The organism is Streptomyces sp. RLA131, from assembly GCF_056270125.1.
The window spans coordinates 1,151,365-1,170,000 of sequence record NZ_JBWDOQ010000002.1; the positions used below are offsets into that span (position 1 = coordinate 1,151,365).

Here is an 18,636-nt window from a genome sequence, read left to right on the forward strand (position 1 = left end):
CGACGAGATTCAGCCATCCGCAGCAGCGTGGGAACACCTGCTGAGCGGCAGGCATTTCACCGTGAATACGGAGGAATTAGCGCCTCAGGACGGCGTAATAGCGCCTTGCTCGTAATCCTGATGACGACTAGTGGAAACACCTCGCGAACACTCCTCGTATAAACTCCGCTCATAAGGCAGAGACTCCGTGGCCCGCCGGAAGTACCCCGCAGGTATCCGGCCATGGGTGGGGATCCGCATGCCCACAGCTCTCCCCCGCCCGGTCCCGGTCGTCACGCCCCCAGTGCCGTCCGCACCCGCCGAGCACCGCCGTGTCTCCCGATGAGAGGCCGCCCACCATGCCGCTGCAGGTACCCCCAGCACCCGCCCCAGCCCTCCGGAGCGTCCTGGCCGCGCTGAGTTCGCCCACCGCCGTCCGTGAGGCGCGTACCCCGTCGTTGCGCACCGCCACCGGACCGCTGGTACCCGAACATCCGCTTCCCGTGCACGTCCTCGAACCGGTGGCTCCGGACCGGGGACTGCCACGGGCCCGGCTCACCGGCTGGCGTTTCCACATCAGGGCCGGGGAGGGCGGAGTGGCCGCGGCCGGCGAGACGGTGTGCACCGCGGACGGCTGGACCTTCTCGCACTTCTGCGAGGGTCCCTATCTGCTGTCCACCGAAAGGGCGTTGCGCCAGGCCGAGCCCCTGGCGTCGGCGTACCAGCCGCATCTGCTGTCCGTGCCGGGGCTGTACATGCTGACGCTGTGGCTGCACAGCGACGCCACCGCCGACGCCGCGACCGCCCAGCCCGGCGCGGCGGACCTGCTGATCCCACTGGCCCCTGCCCCGCCCGGGATCGCCGCGCACCGCATCCACCGGCTGTCGGACCTGGTCCCGGTGCTCACCCTCCGGCTCGCCCCGGCCCCGCTGCTGGGGACGCGCGTCTGACCCGGGAGCACGGCGGCAGACACCTGACACGCGGACACCCCCGTGACCTCACGGTCACGGGGGTGTTGCTTTGTGCGAGCAACCGCCCGCACGGGTGACTGCGTCCCCAACTAACAAGAAAAGCTCACACGAAATGCCTGCGGAATCACGTCAGTAGAGCAACACTGGACCCGACCAACGAAACGGGGGGCACGGTCATGAAGAAGGTACCTACCCCAGCAGACAGCTCGTCACACCAACCGCAGCGAAAGAACCCGCCGATCATGTGTCAGCACCAGTTGCTTTGCCCGACCGCCAGCAGCCCCGACCGCGAGGCCGCCCAGGTGGTGGCCCACCACCCGGAACAGGGCTGGAGCCTGCTGTGCAACGGTGTCCTCCTCTTCGAGGACACCGGCGAACTCCTGCCCGACGGGCAGATCATCGCACCGCACCGGCCGCTCGGCACCGAGCGCATCGTGACGGCTGCCTGAGGAGCTACCCCTCGTACTCGTCGAGCGGCGGGCACGAGCAGACCAGGTTCCGGTCGCCGTAGGCGCCGTCTATACGACGCACCGGAGGCCAGTACTTGTCCGCCGGCGACACCCCGGCCGGGAACACCGCCTCCTGACGGGAGTACGGGTGCTCCCACTCGCCGCCGAGTGCGGCAGCGGTGTGCGGCGCGTTGCGCAGCGGGTTGTCATCCGCCGGCCAGAGACCGGAGCCGACCTTGTCGATCTCCGCGCGGATCGAGATCATCGCCTGGCAGAAGCGGTCCAGTTCCGCCAGGTCCTCGCTCTCGGTCGGCTCGATCATCAGCGTCCCGGCCACCGGGAACGACATCGTCGGCGCGTGGAAGCCGTAGTCGATCAGGCGCTTGGCGACGTCGTCGACCGTCACGCCCGTCTCCTTGGTCAGCGGCCGCAGGTCGATGATGCACTCGTGCGCCACCAGCCCGCCGGGGCCGGTGTAGAGCACCGGGTAGTGCGGTTCCAGCCGCTTGGCCATGTAGTTGGCGCCCAGCACCGCGACCTGCGTGGCGGCCTTGAGCCCCTCGGCGCCCATGAGCCGTACGTACGCCCACGAGATCGGCAGTATGCCGGCCGAGCCGAACGGGGCCGCGGAGACCGGGCCGACGCCGGTCGCCGGACCGGCCTCGGGCTGGAGCGGATGGTTCGGCAGATACGGGGCCAGGTGGGCGCGGACCGCGACCGGGCCGACACCCGGGCCACCGCCGCCGTGCGGGATGCAGAAGGTCTTGTGCAGGTTGAGGTGGGACACATCGCCGCCGAAGTGGCCCGGCTTGGCAAGCCCCACCAGGGCGTTGAGGTTGGCGCCGTCCACGTAGACCTGGCCGCCGGCGTCGTGCACGGCGGCGCAGATCTCACCGATGTGCTCCTCGAACACACCGTGGGTGGAGGGGTAGGTGACCATCAGCACGGCCAGTTCGTCCGCGTACTGCTCGATCTTGGCGTGCAGGTCGGCGATGTCCACCTCGCCGTCGTCGCTGGTGCGCACGACGACCACCCGCATACCGGCCATGACCGCGCTGGCCGCGTTGGTGCCGTGCGCGGAGGACGGGATGAGGCAGACCGTGCGCCCGGTGTCACCGTTGGCCCGGTGGTACGCGCGGACCGCGAGCAGACCCGCCAACTCGCCCTGGGAACCGGCGTTGGGCTGGATGCTGACCTTGTCGTAACCGGTGACCTCGGCGAGCTGCTCCTCCAACTCCCGGATGAGCGTGAGGTATCCGGCGGCCTGCTCGGCCGGCGCGAAGGGGTGCAGCGCGCCGAACTCGGGCCAGGTGACCGGCTCCATCTCCGTCGTGGCGTTCAGCTTCATCGTGCAGGAGCCGAGCGGGATCATGCCCCGGTCCAGCGCGTAGTCCCGGTCCGCGAGGCGGCGCAGGTAGCGCAGCATGGCGGTCTCGGAGCGGTGCTGGTGGAAGACGGGGTGGGTGAGGTAGGTATCGGTGCGCAGCAGCGCCTCCGGAAGGGTGTCCCCGGTGGCCGCGTCCAGCGCCTCGATGTCACCGGGCCCGACCCCGAACGCGCCCCAGACGGCGGCGAGCTGGTCGCGACCGGTGGTCTCGTCACAGGCGATGCCGACCAGATCGGCGTCCGTCTGCCACAGGTTGACCCCGGCCTCGCGGGCGGCGGTCACGACCTCGGCGGCCCGGCCCGGCACCCGGGCGGTGACCGTGTCGAAGAAGGCGTCCGTCGTGACCTCGACACCGCCGGCCCGCAGCCCCTGGGCGAGGATCGCCGCGTAGCGGTGGGTGCGGCTCGCGATGCCGCGCAGGCCGTCGGGGCCGTGGTAGACCGCGTACATCCCGGCCATCACGGCCAGCAGGACCTGCGCGGTGCAGATGTTGCTGGTGGCCTTCTCCCGGCGGATGTGCTGCTCACGGGTCTGCAGGGCCAGCCGGTACGCCTTGTTGCCGTCGGCGTCCACCGACACGCCGACCAGGCGGCCGGGCAGGCTGCGGGCGAACTGCGCGCGCACCGCCATGTATCCGGCGTGCGGGCCGCCGAAGCCCATGGGTACGCCGAAGCGCTGGGTGGTGCCGACCGCGATGTCCGCGCCCAGTTCGCCGGGCGAGGTGAGCAGGGTCAGCGCCAGCAGGTCGGCGGCGACGGTGACGATCGCGCCCAGGCCGTGGGCCTGCTCCACGACCGGCCGCAGGTCACGGACCGCGCCGGAGGCACCCGGGTACTGGAGCAGGACGCCGAAGACACCGCGTTCGGCCACCTCGGCCGGGATGCCGGCCGAGAGGTCGGCGACGACGACCTCGACGCCGGTGGGCTCGGCGCGGGTCCGCAGCACGGCGGTGGTCTGCGGGAAGGTGTCGGCGTCGACCAGGAAGACACCGTTCTTGACCTTGCCGACCCGGCGGGACAGCGCCATCGCCTCGGCGGCGGCGGTGCTCTCGTCGAGCAGCGAGGCCCCCGAGGTGGGCAGTCCGGTGAGGTCGGCGACCACGGTCTGGAAGTTCAGCAGCGCCTCCAGGCGGCCCTGCGAGATCTCCGGCTGGTAGGGCGTGTACGCGGTGTACCAGGCCGGGTTCTCCATGACGTTGCGCAGGATCACCGGCGGGGTGAAGGTGCCGTAGTAGCCGAGCCCGATCATGGGGTGAAGGACCTGGTTGCGGTCGGCCAGCGCGCGCAGTTCGGCGGTCACCTCGGCCTCGGTACGGGCGGCCGGCATGCGCAGCGCCTCGGCGCTCCTGATGGCGTCCGGCACCGCGGCGGCGGTCAGCTCGTCGAGTGAGCCGTACCCGACCTGGGCCAGCATCTTGTCCTGCGCGGACCGGTCGGGCCCGATGTGGCGGCCGGCGAACGGAATGCCGCGTTCCAGCTCGGAGAGGGGGATGCGGTGGGCGGTCATCTGCGGAGGCCTCCTGGTCTGACGCGCTCGGGCGAGGCGCTGGTCTGACTCCAATGGGGCCTCCCCCTCTGTCATCTGAACCTGAGAGCTTCACCGTCCCGTCTGCACGGAACGGCTTTCACCGTCGGTGAGAAACGGCTTTCGCCGTCGCTGCTTTCCAGAGTGACCTCACCCGTGCGGTACGGATGCCTGAGAGATTCCGGGGAGGAGTTGCTCCTTCGGCGCCCGGCCTGCGCGACGCTGCGCTTCCGGGACTCTCCCGCATGGGGTCTGCGGCCGCTGTCAGCCTACCAGCGTGACTTCCGCGAGCGGCATGTGACAGAAAGTGGCTTTCATGCCTAAATAGGATCAATCACTAGTTGTTGGAGGAACCGTGCAGACCGGTATCGATCCGCGCAGCCTGATCGGCCGCAGGGCCTTCGACCTCAACGGAGTGAAGATCGGCACCGTCGACGAGGTCTACCTCGACGACGCCACCGGACGCCCCGAATGGGCCGCCGTCCGGACCGGGCTGTTCAGCCGTGACGCCTTCGTGCCCCTGGAGCCCAGTCAGTTCGTCGATGACCATCTCATCGTCCCCTTCGACAAGGCTCTGATCAAGGACGCACCCGACTTCGGCGTGGGCCGGCATCTCTCGCCCGAGCAGGAACTCCAGCTCTACCATCACTACGGCCTCGAAGTACCGCCCGCCGCCGTCGGCGACCACGACTTCGGCACCCTCGCCGGCGACGCCTGACCCCTGCCCCGGGGTGCGGCGGCCTCGCGCCGTCACCGCGGGGGCGGCGGGGGCAGTGGGGGCGGCGGGGGCGGCACCAGGGGCAGCGGGTCCGCGGGCTCCAGGTCGGGTGCCTCCACGGGGAACGTCCGCACCCGCCCCGGCGCCGGCGATCCCGGCTCCTCGAAGCGCACCGTGACCCGGCCCACCCCGCTGCCCTGCACCCAGCCCGCGCCGTGGACGGCATGCCGCACATCCTGGCCCGGCAGCCAGCGCCGCGCGGGGACGGCCGGCTCCTCCTGCGCCGGCTCCAGCGGGGCCGCGGCCGCCTCCTGCTCGGCGGCGAGACCCTCGGCGGCCGCCGCCTGCGCGAACAGATCCTCCTGGGTGAAGTCGGCGAGGCCCGCGACACCCACCCCGAGCAGCCTGACGCCGCCCGTGGTGTCGACGGCCTCTATCAGCCGTCCCGCCGTCTCCCGCACCACCGCCGGGTCGTCGGTCGGCGCCCGCAGCGTCTCGGAGCGCGTCAGGGTACTGAAGTCGTACCGCCGGACCTTGATCACCACGGTGCGCCCGGAGCGCCCGGCGCCCCGCAGCCGCTTCACGCAACGGTCGGCCAGCCGGTCCAGCTCGGCCCGGACCCGTATCCGGTCCGTCAGGTCCACGTCGAAGGTGTCCTCGACCGAGATGGACTTGTGCTCCCGCTCCGCGACCACCGGCCGGTCGTCCAGTCCGGCCGCCATCGCGTACAGCGACGCCCCGTGCGCCTTGCCCAGCAGCCGGACGAGCTCCGCCTCCCCCGCGTGCCGCACCTCCGCGATGGTGCCGAGCCCGGCCCTCCGCAGAACCTCGGCGGTGGCCGGGCCGACCCCTGGCAGTGTGCGCGCCGGCATGGGGGCGAGCAGCTCGCGCTCGGTGCCCGGCTCGACCACGACCAGCCCGTCGGGCTTGGCCTCCTCCGAGGCGATCTTGGCGAGCAGCTTGGAGGCGGCGAGCCCGACCGACGCGGTGAGCCCGGTGGCCGCCCTGATGTCCGCGCGCAGCTTCTCCGCGACGGCCCGGGGGCGGTCACCGATACCGCCGGCCTCCAGATCGACGAATGCCTCGTCCAGGCTCAGCGGCTCCACCAACGGCGACAGCTGTCCGAGCAGCCCCATCACCACCTCGCTGACCTGGCGGTACAGCTCGAAGCGCGGGATCAGATAGGCGGCGTTCGGACAGAGCCGCCGAGCGTGCGCCATGGCCATCGCCGAGTGCACCCCGTGCACCCGCGCCTCGTACGAGGCCGTCGCGACCACCCCGCGCGGCCCCACACCACCGACGATCACCGGCTTTCCGCGCAGGGACGGCTTCGACCCCTGCTCGACGGCGGCGAAGAACGCGTCCATGTCGAGGTGCAGGATGGTCGGGGAGCTTCTCACAGCACCGATGCTGCCCTATGCCACTGACAGCCGCCGTACAGGCGTACGGCGGCCGGCCGGCACCGGCGGCGACCGGCGTGGCTGGGACCCGTTCGAGGCACCCCGTCCGGCCGCCGGGCGCGGTGTCGCGCGCTACCCCGCGCGGTTGCGGCGCCGGGCCAGCTCGTCCCCCGGGTTGTGCCCGGGCAGCGTCTCCCCGGTGTCGACCCGCTCACCGTGCAGCTGCGCGAGTGAACCCTCCACATCGCGCCACACCACGCCGACCGCGATCCCGAAGATGCCCTGGCCGCCCTGGAGCAGTGAGACCACCTCGTCGGGGGATGTGCACTCGTAGACCGTCGCACCGTCGCTCATCAGCGTCATCCTGGCCAGCTCGGCCGGCGCGCAGGAGCGCAGGTGCTGTACGGCGTTGCGGATGTTCTGCAGGGAGACGCCCGTGTCGAGGAGCCGCTTGACGATCTTGAGGACGACCACGTCGCGGAAGCTGTAGAGCCGCTGGGTGCCCGATCCGTACGCGGGCCTGATGCTCGGCTCAACCAGTCCGGTGCGGGCCCAGTAGTCGAGCTGGCGGTAGGTGATGCCGGTGGCCGCGCAGGCCGTGGGACCGCGGTAGCCGACGGTCTCGGCCGCGCCGGATCCCGTGGAGGCGCTCTCCGGTCCGGGTGCGGCCGGGTCGCTCCCACCCCCGTCGGCGGCCATCGCGGAGTGCCGGGCCAGGGCCTCGCGCAGCGGATACGGGCCGCCGCCTGCGGCCATTCCGTCGCCGGTGCTGATCACGCCGACCTCCGTCCCTTCTCGTCCCGCCGGGCGCGTGCACGTGCCGTGGGGACTTTCCCTCTCGACGGTAGGCAGTCACTCCGGGTGCGTCAACGATCGCCACGCTCGGCACGCCGAGTGATATCAACCCCAGGAGTGGTTTCGCGTGTCCGCCGGAGGGGTAAGGCTAGCCGAATGGTCGTCAGCAGGGGCCCTTACGCGGTACTGGCTACTGACTGCTGGTGCCGAAGTCCTCCGGCGAGATCTGGTCGAGGAACTCGCGGAACTTCTCGACCTCGTCCTCCTGCTCGTCGGGGATGGCGATACCCGCGTCGTCGAGCACGCCCTCGCTCCCGTAGATCGGGGTGCCGGTGCGCAGCGCCAGCGCTATGGCGTCGGAGGGACGGGCACTGACCTCGACGCCGCTGGCGAAGACCAGCTCGGCGTAGAAGACGCCCTCGCGCAGATCGGTGATCCTCACCTCGGCCAGGGTCTGGCCGATGGCTTCGAGCACGTCCTTGAACAGATCGTGGGTCAGCGGCCGCGCGGGCGTCATGCCCTGCTGGGCGAAGGCGATGGCGGTGGCCTCCCCGGGCCCGATCCAGATGGGCAGGTAGCGGTCCCCTCCCACCTCGCGCAGAAGCACGATCGGTTGATTGGAGGGCATTTCGACCCGGACACCCACGACATCGAGCTCGTTCACACAGCAACCCTAGGACGTGCCCGGCCGGTTTGGGTAGTCGGGGAGGAAGCTGCCGCCCCGGCGGAGGCTCGCAGCCTGGCCTCAGAACAGCCGCACGCGCAGCGCAGACTGGACCAGCGCGGCATGCAGCCGCACCGACAGCGCCGCCAGCTCCCGGGCGGTGTTCTCCGCATGCGCCCTGGTCTGCGGATTGCGGTGCCTGCGCAGCGGGGCGACCACCTGTTCGACCAGACCGGCCTCGCGGTCCGCGGCGGCCTTCACGGCCCGCAGATGGCGCGGCTCCAGGCCGAAGCGGCCCAGCTCGGAGATCAACTTGGCGATGTTCACCGATTCGGCGTCATAGCCGCCGTCCTGGCCCGCCTCGACCAGTCCGTAGGACTCCCACTGCCCCAGATCGTCCTCACCCGCACCGGTGGCCGCCATGAGCTCCTCGCGGCCGAGCCGCAGCCCCGTCGGTTCCGGCTCGACCGGCTGGTCCAGCAGGTCACGGGGCTCGGCGGGCGGGGGCAGCGAGACGGTCTCACCCCGGTCCAGGGCGTCCAGATGCTCGCGGATCACCTTCAACGGAAGGTAGTGGTCGCGCTGCATGCGCAGGATGTGCCCGAGCCGCTCCACGTCCCGGACCGCGAACTTCCGGTACCCCGAAGGGGTGCGCTGCGGCTCGACCAGGCCCTCCGCCTCCAGAAAACGGATCTTGGAGATGGTGACCTCGGGGAACTCCTCGCGCAGTTGGCCGAGGACCGCCCCGATGCTCAGCAGGCTGCCGTCCGCGGTGGCGGTGCCGTTTCCGGCACCGCCCGCCGGTGTACGAAGCATGGACCTTCCCTCGCGGGTCAGATGCCCCGCTGGCTCGCGTAGAAGACCAGTCGGTACTTGCCGATCTGCACCTCGTCGCCATTGGCCAGAGGTACCGCGTCGATCCGTTCCCGGTTGACGTACGTGCCGTTGAGGCTGCCGACGTCGGAGACCGTGAAGCCTCCGTCGGTGCCCCGCCGGAACTCCACATGCCGCCGCGAGACGGTCACGTCGTCCAGGAAGATGTCGCTCTCCGGGTGACGGCCCGCCGTGGTCAGCTCGCCGTCCAGGAGGAAGCGGCTGCCGGAGTTGGGACCACGCCGCACGATCAGCAGCGCGGAACCCGGCGGCAGCGCGTCCACGGCGGCCTGGGCCTCCGCGGACAGCGACGGGACCAGCGTCTGACCGGTCGCCTCGGCCTCGTACGCCTCAAGACCGGAGATGGAGATCGTCGAGGTCGTCTCCGACGCCCGCTCGAACGGGGCTCCCCCGCGCAGCGGCGCGCCGCAGTTGGAGCAGAAGCGACTCGCCTCCGCATTGCGGTGCCCGCACCTCGTACAGACCGGCAAGGACCCTCCACCCGCGTTCGAGGTTGATGGTTCCCCGAAACCTATGCGGCCGGACGCGGCAGGGTCAACAGAAGCCACGCCGGTACCACCCGAAATGTCGCCACCGGATCCGGCGGGGCCATTGCGGAACAGCGGACGCTCCTCACCCGCTTCCTCATCCTGGGCGTGTCGCGGCGCGCGGTGCCGTGCCGTGGCACTGTCACGCTCCTGCCGCGCGCTCTTACCGAACAACTTTCCGAACAACTTCACGGGCGATTCCCCTTGAACGAAACAGACCCGCCCGTGGGGCAGGACGAACCCTCAGTCACGACCAACACACAGTTTCCATCACGCACCACATGCCACATGCGGCGACCCCCCGTTCTCACATGCCCTCTGGCCGGGTACCCCCATTCGCCGAGCTGTCACCGGGACGACGACTGAGCGTAGTCAGGCGCCTCCGACGGCCGCAAGGCGTCCACAACGATCTTCTGCGAGCGGGTCACATCCGCTGTGGCCTGCTCCTTCTCCAGAGTCTGCACCACTCCGCCGGGGATGTTCAGCGCTGGTTCAAGATCCTGTGGATTACCGATGACTTTGAACCGGTACGGCTGTGAGATCTTCTTGCCGTCGATCTTCACGCTGCCGCCCTCCTGGGTGAAGTACGTGTCCGCGACCACCCGCACATCGTTGATCTGAATGGCCTCCGCACCCGCCGCCCGCAGCTCCTGGAGGGTGTCCAGCAGCGTGTCCGACTCCACGGACCCCTTCGGGTCGGTGATCGTCAGGGTGATGCCCGGTCCCTGGGCCGCGACGGTGCCGGCCAGCACCCCGAGCTGCTGTGCCTTCTGCTCGGTCTGCTTACGGGCCTCCTCGGCCTGGTCGGAGCTGTTCTCCAGCTCCGTACGCTGGCTCTCCAGGCGCTGCTTCTCGTCCTGGAGCCGCTGTGTGCGGTTGTCCAGCTCGTCGAGGATCCGGACCAGGTCCTCCTGCCGGGCACCGCGCAGCGCGCTGCTGTCGCTGGTGGAGCGGACCTGGATGGCCAGGCCGAGGCCCAGCACGAACAGCAGCAGCGCCACGATCAGCTGCGCCCGGCTCACCCGGGGCGGCCACAGGCCGGCCTTCAGCCGCTGCCGGCCGCCGGAGGCGTCCTGCGGGCCCGGGGCGGGTGCCGGTGCGGATGCCTCCGCACCCGGTTCCGTCCCGGGTGCCGTACCGGGTTCCGTCCCGGGTGCCGTCCCGGGTGCCGCAAGGGGTTCCGTACCGGCCTCGCGCGCGGGGTCCGAAGCGGGCCCGGGCTGCCGGTCGGGAGTCCGCTCCGGCTCGCGGTCCGGCTTCTCGTCGTGGTCGCTCATCGCCCGCTCACGCCCGGAAGACATGGCGCCGGATGGCCGCCGCGTTGGAGAAGATCCGGATACCGAGGACGACGACCACACCGGTGGACAGCTGGGACCCGACTCCGAGCTTGTCCCCCAGGAAGACGATGAGAGCGGCGACCACGACATTCGACAGGAACGACACGACGAAGACCTTGTCGTCGAAGATCCCGTCGAGCATGGCCCGCAGGCCGCCGAAGACCGCGTCCAGCGCGGCGACCACGGCGATCGGAAGGTACGGCTCGACCACCGTCGGCACCACGGGGCGGACCACGAGGCCCACCACGACTCCTACGACGAGGCCCAGTACGGCGATCAATGCGTGCCCTTCCCTGTCTTACTGCCTGTGCTGCCTGTGCTTGCCGGTGAGCTCTGCCCGGCCGACGGAACCGGACTGGCGGACCGCACGATCAGGCTCGGCGCTGCCGGAAGCCTGAGCCCGGTCTCGGCCGAGATGCTCGTCCGGATCCCGTAGTTCTCCTCAAGGACATGCAGGTACTGACCGTCCGCACTGTCCTGGAACGCGGTGCTCAGCCGCTTCCCGTCCCCGATGGCCAGCACCGTGTAAGGCGGCGCCAGTGGCTTGTTGTCGACCAGTATGGCGTCCCCGGCCGCCCGGATCGCCGACAGCGCGGTCAGCCGCTGCCCGTTGACGGAGATCGCCTCGGCCCCGGACGCCCACAGACCGTTCACGACCCGCTGCATGTCCCGGTCCCGGACCCGGCCGGTGTCCGAGAAGTCGCTGCTCGTACGGGGGTTGCCGCCACCGCCCGACGAGGCTTCCTTGGCGTCGTCCACGACCAGTTTGACGCCGGGGCCGGTCACCGGGGTTGCCCCGGCCAGGAGTGAGATCCGATCGGCGTCGCCGACGTCCTGTTCCTTCAACGCCTGGCGCTGCATCTCGCCGACGTCGTCACGCAACCGGTCCACGCTCTTCTGCAGCCCGTCCGCCGCGGTGGTCTCCGCGCCGATCCGGTCGATCAGCTTCTGCCGTTCCTTGGCCAGCGTCGGGGCGCTCACCTGCGCCTGCGCGGCGCCCAGGGTGACCACCACGGCCACCAGCACCAGGCCCACGGCCAGACTGAGCTTCCCGCGCAGCGAACGCGGCATCCGGGAGCTGCCGGTCTCGCCGCGGCGCGCAGCCGCCTCCGCGTAACCGTCGTCGAGGCTGTGCTCCATGACATTGGTCAGCAACGACATGGAGGCGTCAGGACGCCGCGGCACGGCCTCGCGGCTCGTGCCGCTGCGATCGGGGTGCTGCTGCGGCATGCCGCACATCGTCCCACGTCGGCGGCACCACACTCGAACGGCCCCCTCCCGGCGCGCCGTTAGCGCGACGAAAGGGGGCCGGAGCGGGTGTCAGCCAGGTGTCAGCGGCCCGCGCTGTCCACGATCGCCGACCACTCGTCGAGCAGTGCCTGCGCCGAGGCGTCGTCGGGCCCCTCGGCCCACAGGTGCGTCACCGCCTCCGCCGGGTCCGGCAGCACCATCACCCAGCGGCCGTCGGCCTCCACGACCCGTACGCCGTCGGTGGTGTCCACGGACCGGTCGCCCGCCTCCTCGACCACCCGGCGCATGACCAGGCCCTTGACCGCCCACGGCGTCGCCAGGTCCCGCTTGAGGACATGGGCGCTGGGGATCCGGGCGTCGATCTGGCTGAGCGTGAGCTGCGTGCGCGCCACCAGACCGATCAGCCGGACAAAGGCCGCCGAGCCGTCGAACACGCTGCTGAACTCGGGGATGATGAAGCCGCCCTTGCCGTCCCCGCCGAAGATCGTCGCATCGTTGCGGCCGACCCGGGTCAGGTCGTCGGGCGACGTGGTCGTCCACTCCACCTGCGTACCGTGGTAGGCCGCCACCTGCTCGGCGATACGGGTGGTGGTCACCGGCAGCGCCACCCGCCCGCTGCGGCGCTCGGCGGCCACCAGGTCGAGCATGACCAGCAGTGCCCGGTCGTCCTCGATGATCCGGCCCCGCTCGTCCACCAGCGACAACCGCTCACCGACCGGGTCGAAGCGCACCCCGAAGGCCGCGCGGGAGGACGAGACGATCTCGCCGAGGCGCACCAGCCCCGCTCTGCGGGAGTCGGCGGTCTCGGTGGGCCGGGACTCGTCCAGCCCCGGGTTGATCGTCAGCGCGTCGACGCCGAGCCGGCCGAGCAGGCTGGGCAGCACCAGGCCGGCGCTGCCGTTGGCCGCGTCCACCACGACCTTCAGGCCCGAGTCGGTGATCCCGGTGGTGTCCAGCGCGCGCAGCAGCGCGCCCGTGTACGAGTCGAAGACGCTGGCCGGGAAGTGCAGGTCGCCGATCTCACCGGGGAAGGCACGCCGGTACTCCTGGCGTGCGTAGACCCGGTCCAGCTTCCGCTGGCCGGCCGCCGACAGGTCGGCTCCCCGCTCGTCGAAGAACATGATGTCGACCGAGTCCGGTGTCCCGGGGGTGGTACGGATCATGATGCCGCCGGCGCTGCCCCGCGCGGTCTGCTGCCGCGCCACGGGCATCGGCACGTTCTCCAGGTCACGTACCTCGATCGCGCTGGTCTGCAGGGCGGAGATGACCGCCCGCTTCAGCGCCCGCGCGCCACGGGAGTGGTCACGGGCCGTGGTGACGGTCGCGCCCTTCTTGAGCGTCGTCGCGTACGCACCCGCCAGCCGCACGGCCAGCTCCGGGGTGATCTCGACGTTGATGATGCCGGACACGCCCCGGGCACCGAAGAGGTGCGCCTGACCCCGCGACTCCCAGATGACGGACGTGTTGACGAAGGCGCCCGCCTCGATCGTCTTGAAGGGATACACGCGGACATTGCCCGCGATGATCGACTCCTCGCCGATCAGGCACTCGTCACCGATGACCGCGCCCTCGTCGATCCGGGCCGCTCTCATGACGTCGGTGTTCTTGCCGATGACGCAGCCACGGAGATTGGTCTGCTGACCGACGAAGACATTGTCGTGGACGACAGCCTTGTGGAGAAAGGCCCCGGACTTCACGACGACATTCGAGCCGATCACGGTGTGCTCGCGGATTTCCGCGCCGGCCTCGACCTTGGCGTAGTCCCCGATATAGAGCGGGCCGCGCAGAATGGCGTCGGGGTGTACCTCGGCGCCCTCGGCGACCCAGACCCCGGGCGAGATCTCGAAGCCGTCGAGGTCGACGTCGACCTTGCCCTCCAGGACGTCGGCCTGGGCCTTGAGATAGCTCTCGTGGGTGCCGACGTCCTCCCAGTAGCCCTCGGCGATGAAGCCGTAGATCGGCTTCCCCTCCTTCATGAGCTGCGGGAAGACATCACCGGACCAGTCCACCGAGACGTCGGCCTCGACATAGTCGAAGACCTCGGGCTCCATGACGTAGATACCGGTGTTGACGGTGTCCGAGAACACCTGGCCCCAGGTCGGCTTCTCCAGGAAGCGTTCGACCTGGCCGTGCTCGTCCACGATGGTGATGCCGAACTCCAGGGGATTGGGAACCCTGGTCAGGCATACGGTGACGAGCCCGCCCTTCTCCTTGTGGAAATTGATCAGCTCCGTCAGATCGAAATCGGTGAGCGCGTCGCCGGAGATCACCAGGAACGAGTCGTCCTTGAGCGCTTCCTCCGCGTTCTTGACACTCCCGGCGGTCCCGAGTGGCTTCTCCTCGTTCGCGTAGGTGAGATCCATGCCGAGTTCTTCACCGTCGCCGAAGTAGTTCTTGACGAGGGAGGCAAGAAACTGCACGGTCACCACGGTCTCGGTGAGACCATGCCGCTTCAGCAGCGTGAGTACATGCTGCATGATCGGCTGGTTGGCCACGGGCAGCAGCGGCTTGGGCATGCTTGAGGTCATCGGGCGAAGGCGAGTGCCCTCGCCGCCGGCCATCACGACGGCCTTCATGTCGGAAGCGTCCTCCTTGAAGAGACGACTGTCATGCCGACGTCACCCGTCCGCGTGTCCGTGCCCCACCTCACGTGGGACACGGAACACCGCTGGCTCGCGCTGCGGGCGGCTCCGTCGGCCGGTCCACGGCCGGCCGGAGGCGCACAGCGCACAGGCTCAATCGGCCATTGCGTCCGCCCTGATGAGCCGGCGGACCTGGACCACGTAAAGGATCCCTGCCCACCAATAGAGGGTTGTACCCCATCCGGCGAATGCCCATCCGAAAATAGCAGCGAGCGTGTTCAGCCACCCGTTGCCGTCGCTCAGAAGGAGCAACGGGAACGCGTACATGAGGTTGAAGGTCGCCGCCTTCCCCATGAAGTTGACCTGCGGCGGACCATAGCCGTGCCTGCGCAGGACCAGGATCATCACGCCGAGCATGGCCTCGCGGGCCACGAGAAGGCCGGTCAGCCACCACGGGAGGATCTCCCGCCACGTCAGACCCACCAGGGTGGACAGGATGTACAAACGGTCTGCTGCGGGGTCCAGCAGCCGGCCGAGGTCGCTGATCTGGTTCCAGCGACGCGCGAGCTTGCCGTCCAGGTAGTCGGTGACGCCGCTCAAAGCGAGGATGAGCAGAGCCCAGCCATCAGCCTTGGGCCCGCCGAACTCCGGCCACAGGATCAGCCACAGGAAGACGGGAACGCCGACAAGACGCGCCATGCTCAGGATGTTGGGGATCGTCATGATCCGATCCGTTTGCACCCGTGTCTCCTGGACCTCCACCGGGGCCCCTCCTGTGTGTATGTACGCCCGTTGATTCCACCTGACCCTACCCCAGGCAGCAAAAAGGCCTTGCCCCGGATCCAGGATCCGGGGCAAGGCCCTATAAAGATTGTTCGGCGGTGTCCTACTCTCCCACAGGGTCCCCCCTGCAGTACCATCGGCGCTGAAAGGCTTAGCTTCCGGGTTCGAAATGTAACCGGGCGTTTCCCTAACGCTATGACCACCGAAACACTATGAAGTTAACGACCACCGGAAAACAACACGGTTCGTTACTTCAGAACTACACAGTGGACGCGAGCAACTGAGGACAAGCCCTCGGCCTATTAGTACCGGTCAGCTCCACCCCTTACAGGGCTTCCACATCCGGCCTATCAACCCAGTCGTCTACTGGGAGCCTTAACCAATCAAGTTGGTGGGAATACTCATCTCGAAGCAGGCTTCCCGCTTAGATGCTTTCAGCGGTTATCCCTCCCGAACGTAGCCAACCAGCCATGCCCTTGGCAGGACAACTGGCACACCAGAGGTTCGTCCGTCCCGGTCCTCTCGTACTAGGGACAGCCCTTCTCAATATTCCTACGCGCACAGCGGATAGGGACCGAACTGTCTCACGACGTTCTAAACCCAGCTCGCGTACCGCTTTAATGGGCGAACAGCCCAACCCTTGGGACCGACTCCAGCCCCAGGATGCGACGAGCCGACATCGAGGTGCCAAACCATCCCGTCGATATGGACTCTTGGGGAAGATCAGCCTGTTATCCCCGGGGTACCTTTTATCCGTTGAGCGACGGCGCTTCCACAAGCCACCGCCGGATCACTAGTCCCGACTTTCGTCCCTGCTCGACCCGTCAGTCTCACAGTCAAGCTCCCTTGTGCACTTACACTCAACACCTGATTGCCAACCAGGCTGAGGGAACCTTTGGGCGCCTCCGTTACATTTTAGGAGGCAACCGCCCCAGTTAAACTACCCACCAGACACTGTCCCTGATCCGGATCACGGACCGAGGTTAGACATCCAGCACGACCAGAGTGGTATTTCAACGACGACTCCACCATGGCTGGCGCCATGACTTCACAGTCTCCCACCTATCCTACACAAGCCGAACCGAACACCAATATCAAGCTATAGTAAAGGTCCCGGGGTCTTTCCGTCCTGCTGCGCGAAACGAGCATCTTTACTCGTAGTGCAATTTCACCGGGCCTATGGTTGAGACAGTCGAGAAGTCGTTACGCCATTCGTGCAGGTCGGAACTTACCCGACAAGGAATTTCGCTACCTTAGGATGGTTATAGTTACCACCGCCGTTTACTGGCGCTTAAGTTCTCAGCTTCGCCACACCGAAATGTGACTAACCGGTCCCCTTAACGTTCCAGCACCGGGCAGGCGTCAGTCCGTATACATCGCCTTACGGCTTCGCACGGACCTGTGTTTTTAGTAAACAGTCGCTTCTCGCTGGTCTCTGCGGCCACCCCCAGCTCAAGCAGCAAGTGCTATCACCGGTGATGGCCCCCCTTCTCCCGAAGTTACGGGGGCATTTTGCCGAGTTCCTTAACCATAGTTCACCCGAACGCCTCGGTATTCTCTACCTGACCACCTGAGTCGGTTTAGGGTACGGGCCGCCATGAAACTCGCTAGAGGCTTTTCTCGACAGCATAGGATCATCCACTTCACCACAATCGGCTCGGCATCAGGTCTCAGCCTCAATGTGTGACGGATTTGCCTATCACACGGCCTACACCCTTACCCCGGGACAACCACCGCCCGGGCTGGACTACCTTCCTGCGTCACCCCATCGCTTACCTACTACAGGTCTGGTCCGTCGGCTCCACCACTCCCCTCAACTCCGAAGAGATCAGGGCGGCTTCACGGACTTAGCATCGCCTGGTTCGATACTGGGCGTTTCAAAGCGGGTACCGGAATATCAACCGGTTGTCCATCGACTACGCCTGTCGGCCTCGCCTTAGGTCCCGACTTACCCTGGGCAGATCAGCTTGACCCAGGAACCCTTAGTCAATCGGCGCACACGTTTCCCACGTGTGTATCGCTACTCATGCCTGCATTCTCACTCGTGAACCGTCCACCACTGCCTTCCGGCGCGGCTTCACCCGGCACACGACGCTCCCCTACCCATCACAGCCTCCGTTGGGAGTACATGCTGCAATGACACGACTTCGGCGGTACGCTTGAGCCCCGCTACATTGTCGGCGCGGAATCACTTGACCAGTGAGCTATTACGCACTCTTTCAAGGGTGGCTGCTTCTAAGCCAACCTCCTGGTTGTCTCTGCGACTCCACATCCTTTCCCACTTAGCGTACGCTTAGGGGCCTTAGTCGATGCTCTGGGCTGTTTCCCTCTCGACCATGGAGCTTATCCCCCACAGTCTCACTGCCACGCTCTCACTTACCGGCATTCGGAGTTTGGCTAAGGTCAGTAACCCGGTAGGGCCCATCGCCTATCCAGTGCTCTACCTCCGGCAAGAAACACGTGACGCTGCACCTAAATGCATTTCGGGGAGAACCAGCTATCACGGAGTTTGATTGGCCTTTCACCCCTAACCACAGGTCATCCCCCAGGTTTTCAACCCTGGTGGGTTCGGTCCTCCACGCGGTCTTACCCACGCTTCAACCTGCCCATGGCTAGATCACTCCGCTTCGGGTCTTGGGCGCGCTACTCAATCGCCCTATTCGGACTCGCTTTCGCTACGGCTTCCCCACACGGGTTAACCTCGCAACACACCGCAAACTCGCAGGCTCATTCTTCAAAAGGCACGCAGTCACGACGCACCGAGTAAACTCGATGCGCGACGCTCCCACGGCTTGTAGGCACACGGTTTCAGGTACTATTTCACTCCGCTCCCGCGGTACTTTTCACCATTCCCTCACGGTACTATCCGCTATCGGTCACCAGGGAATATTTAGGCTTAACGGGTGGTCCCGCCAGATTCACACGGGATTTCTCGGGCCCCGTGCTACTTGGGTGTCGTACAAGCAAGCCGTACAGATTTCAGCTACGGGGGTCTTACCCTCTACGCCGGACCTTTCGCATGTCCTTCGCCTATCCATACGGTTTCTGACTCGCCCGACGGCCGGCAGACCATCGAAGTACGATCCCACAACCCCGTATACGCAACCCCTGCCGGGTATCACACGCATACGGTTTGGCCTCATCCGGTTTCGCTCGCCACTACTCCCGGAATCACGGTTGTTTTCTCTTCCTGCGGGTACTGAGATGTTTCACTTCCCCGCGTTCCCTCCACATACCCTATGTGTTCAGGTATGGGTGACAGCCCATGACGACTGCCGGGTTTCCCCATTCGGACACCCCCGGATCAAAGCTCAGTTGACAGCTCCCCGGGGCCTATCGCGGCCTCTCGCGTCCTTCATCGGTTCCTGGTGCCAA

The 18,636-nt window shown here is 67.7% G+C and carries 14 protein-coding genes, 2 rRNA genes and 1 riboswitch (1 of these 17 only partly in view); of the genes, 3 read left to right on the forward strand and 13 right to left on the reverse strand.

Translation table 11 applies throughout. The annotated features are described in order from the left end of the window. The first annotated feature begins 338 nt into the window (after window positions 1-338). Window positions 339-929: a hypothetical protein gene (locus RWE79_RS06175; RefSeq protein ID WP_475938994.1), complete on the forward strand. Its 591-nt coding sequence runs from the start codon at window positions 339-341 to the stop codon at window positions 927-929. A gap of 263 nt (window positions 930-1,192) precedes the next feature. After that, the gene (locus tag RWE79_RS06180) at window positions 1,193-1,399 is read left to right on the forward strand and encodes a DUF5999 family protein (protein WP_475938995.1); all 207 of its coding nucleotides are present in this window, start codon (window positions 1,193-1,195) and stop codon (window positions 1,397-1,399) included. 4 nt (window positions 1,400-1,403) lie between these two features. Here the strand turns inward: RWE79_RS06180 and gcvP are convergent, their stop codons facing one another. Beyond that, on the reverse strand, window positions 1,404-4,292 hold the full coding sequence (gcvP, locus tag RWE79_RS06185) for an aminomethyl-transferring glycine dehydrogenase (protein ID WP_475938996.1): 2,889 nt from the start codon (window positions 4,290-4,292) through the stop codon (window positions 1,404-1,406). 167 nt (window positions 4,293-4,459) lie between these two features. Further along, window positions 4,460-4,564: riboswitch (glycine riboswitch) on the reverse strand. Between the two features lie 101 nt (window positions 4,565-4,665). Here gcvP and RWE79_RS06190 point away from each other — a divergent pair. Further along, window positions 4,666-5,028, forward strand: a complete 363-nt coding sequence (locus RWE79_RS06190) for a PRC-barrel domain-containing protein (protein ID WP_475938997.1) — start codon at window positions 4,666-4,668, stop codon at window positions 5,026-5,028. 32 nt (window positions 5,029-5,060) lie between these two features. Here the strand turns inward: RWE79_RS06190 and RWE79_RS06195 are convergent, their stop codons facing one another. From RWE79_RS06195 to RWE79_RS06250, 12 genes are all read right to left on the reverse strand, one after another. Continuing rightward, window positions 5,061-6,428, reverse strand: a complete 1,368-nt coding sequence (locus RWE79_RS06195) for a DNA polymerase IV (protein ID WP_475938998.1) — start codon at window positions 6,426-6,428, stop codon at window positions 5,061-5,063. A gap of 132 nt (window positions 6,429-6,560) precedes the next feature. Next, entirely contained in the window at window positions 6,561-7,205 is a 645-nt protein-coding gene (locus RWE79_RS06200) for a MerR family transcriptional regulator (protein ID WP_475938999.1), read from the reverse strand. Window positions 7,206-7,413: 208 nt separating this feature from the next. Beyond that, window positions 7,414-7,887, reverse strand: a complete 474-nt coding sequence (locus RWE79_RS06205; RefSeq protein ID WP_475939000.1) for a bifunctional nuclease family protein — start codon at window positions 7,885-7,887, stop codon at window positions 7,414-7,416. A gap of 81 nt (window positions 7,888-7,968) precedes the next feature. Further along, on the reverse strand, window positions 7,969-8,703 hold the full coding sequence (gene ftsR, locus RWE79_RS06210; RefSeq protein WP_475939001.1) for a transcriptional regulator FtsR: 735 nt from the start codon (window positions 8,701-8,703) through the stop codon (window positions 7,969-7,971). Window positions 8,704-8,720: 17 nt separating this feature from the next. Then, a complete protein-coding gene (locus RWE79_RS06215) occupies window positions 8,721-9,251 on the reverse strand; it encodes an FHA domain-containing protein (RefSeq protein ID WP_475939002.1) in 531 nt (176 codons plus the stop codon). Window positions 9,252-9,655: 404 nt separating this feature from the next. Then, complete coding sequence (locus tag RWE79_RS06220) at window positions 9,656-10,585, reverse strand: DUF881 domain-containing protein (RefSeq protein ID WP_475939003.1); 930 nt, start codon at window positions 10,583-10,585, stop codon at window positions 9,656-9,658. A gap of 7 nt (window positions 10,586-10,592) precedes the next feature. Beyond that, window positions 10,593-10,925, reverse strand: a complete 333-nt coding sequence (locus tag RWE79_RS06225; RefSeq protein WP_127360349.1) for a small basic family protein — start codon at window positions 10,923-10,925, stop codon at window positions 10,593-10,595. Further along, on the reverse strand, window positions 10,922-11,884 hold the full coding sequence (locus tag RWE79_RS06230; protein WP_475939004.1) for a DUF881 domain-containing protein: 963 nt from the start codon (window positions 11,882-11,884) through the stop codon (window positions 10,922-10,924). The genes RWE79_RS06225 and RWE79_RS06230 overlap by 4 nt, the downstream gene beginning before the upstream one ends. A 92-nt stretch (window positions 11,885-11,976) precedes the next feature. Beyond that, window positions 11,977-14,472, reverse strand: coding sequence for a sugar phosphate nucleotidyltransferase (locus RWE79_RS06235; RefSeq protein ID WP_475939005.1), 2,496 nt, complete (start codon window positions 14,470-14,472; stop codon window positions 11,977-11,979). A 159-nt stretch (window positions 14,473-14,631) separates the two neighbouring features. Continuing rightward, entirely contained in the window at window positions 14,632-15,240 is a 609-nt protein-coding gene (clsA, locus tag RWE79_RS06240; RefSeq protein WP_475939006.1) for a cardiolipin synthase ClsA, read from the reverse strand. A gap of 111 nt (window positions 15,241-15,351) precedes the next feature. After that, window positions 15,352-15,468: ribosomal RNA gene (rrf, locus tag RWE79_RS06245) — 5S ribosomal RNA — on the reverse strand. 75 nt (window positions 15,469-15,543) lie between these two features. Continuing rightward, window positions 15,544-18,636 (reverse strand): 23S ribosomal RNA (locus tag RWE79_RS06250) (it continues 32 nt past the right edge of the window).

Coding starts and splice junctions, on each gene's coding strand:
- ftsR (WP_475939001.1), bottom strand. CDS start 8,703: ATGCTTCGTACACCGGCGGGCGGTGCCGGAAACGGCACCGCCACCGCG.
- RWE79_RS06175 (WP_475938994.1), top strand. CDS start 339: ATGCCGCTGCAGGTACCCCCAGCACCCGCCCCAGCCCTCCGGAGCGTC.
- RWE79_RS06230 (WP_475939004.1), bottom strand. CDS start 11,884: ATGTGCGGCATGCCGCAGCAGCACCCCGATCGCAGCGGCACGAGCCGC.
- RWE79_RS06220 (WP_475939003.1), bottom strand. CDS start 10,585: ATGAGCGACCACGACGAGAAGCCGGACCGCGAGCCGGAGCGGACTCCC.
- RWE79_RS06235 (WP_475939005.1), bottom strand. CDS start 14,472: ATGAAGGCCGTCGTGATGGCCGGCGGCGAGGGCACTCGCCTTCGCCCG.
- RWE79_RS06180 (WP_475938995.1), top strand. CDS start 1,193: ATGTGTCAGCACCAGTTGCTTTGCCCGACCGCCAGCAGCCCCGACCGC.
- gcvP (WP_475938996.1), bottom strand. CDS start 4,292: ATGACCGCCCACCGCATCCCCCTCTCCGAGCTGGAACGCGGCATTCCG.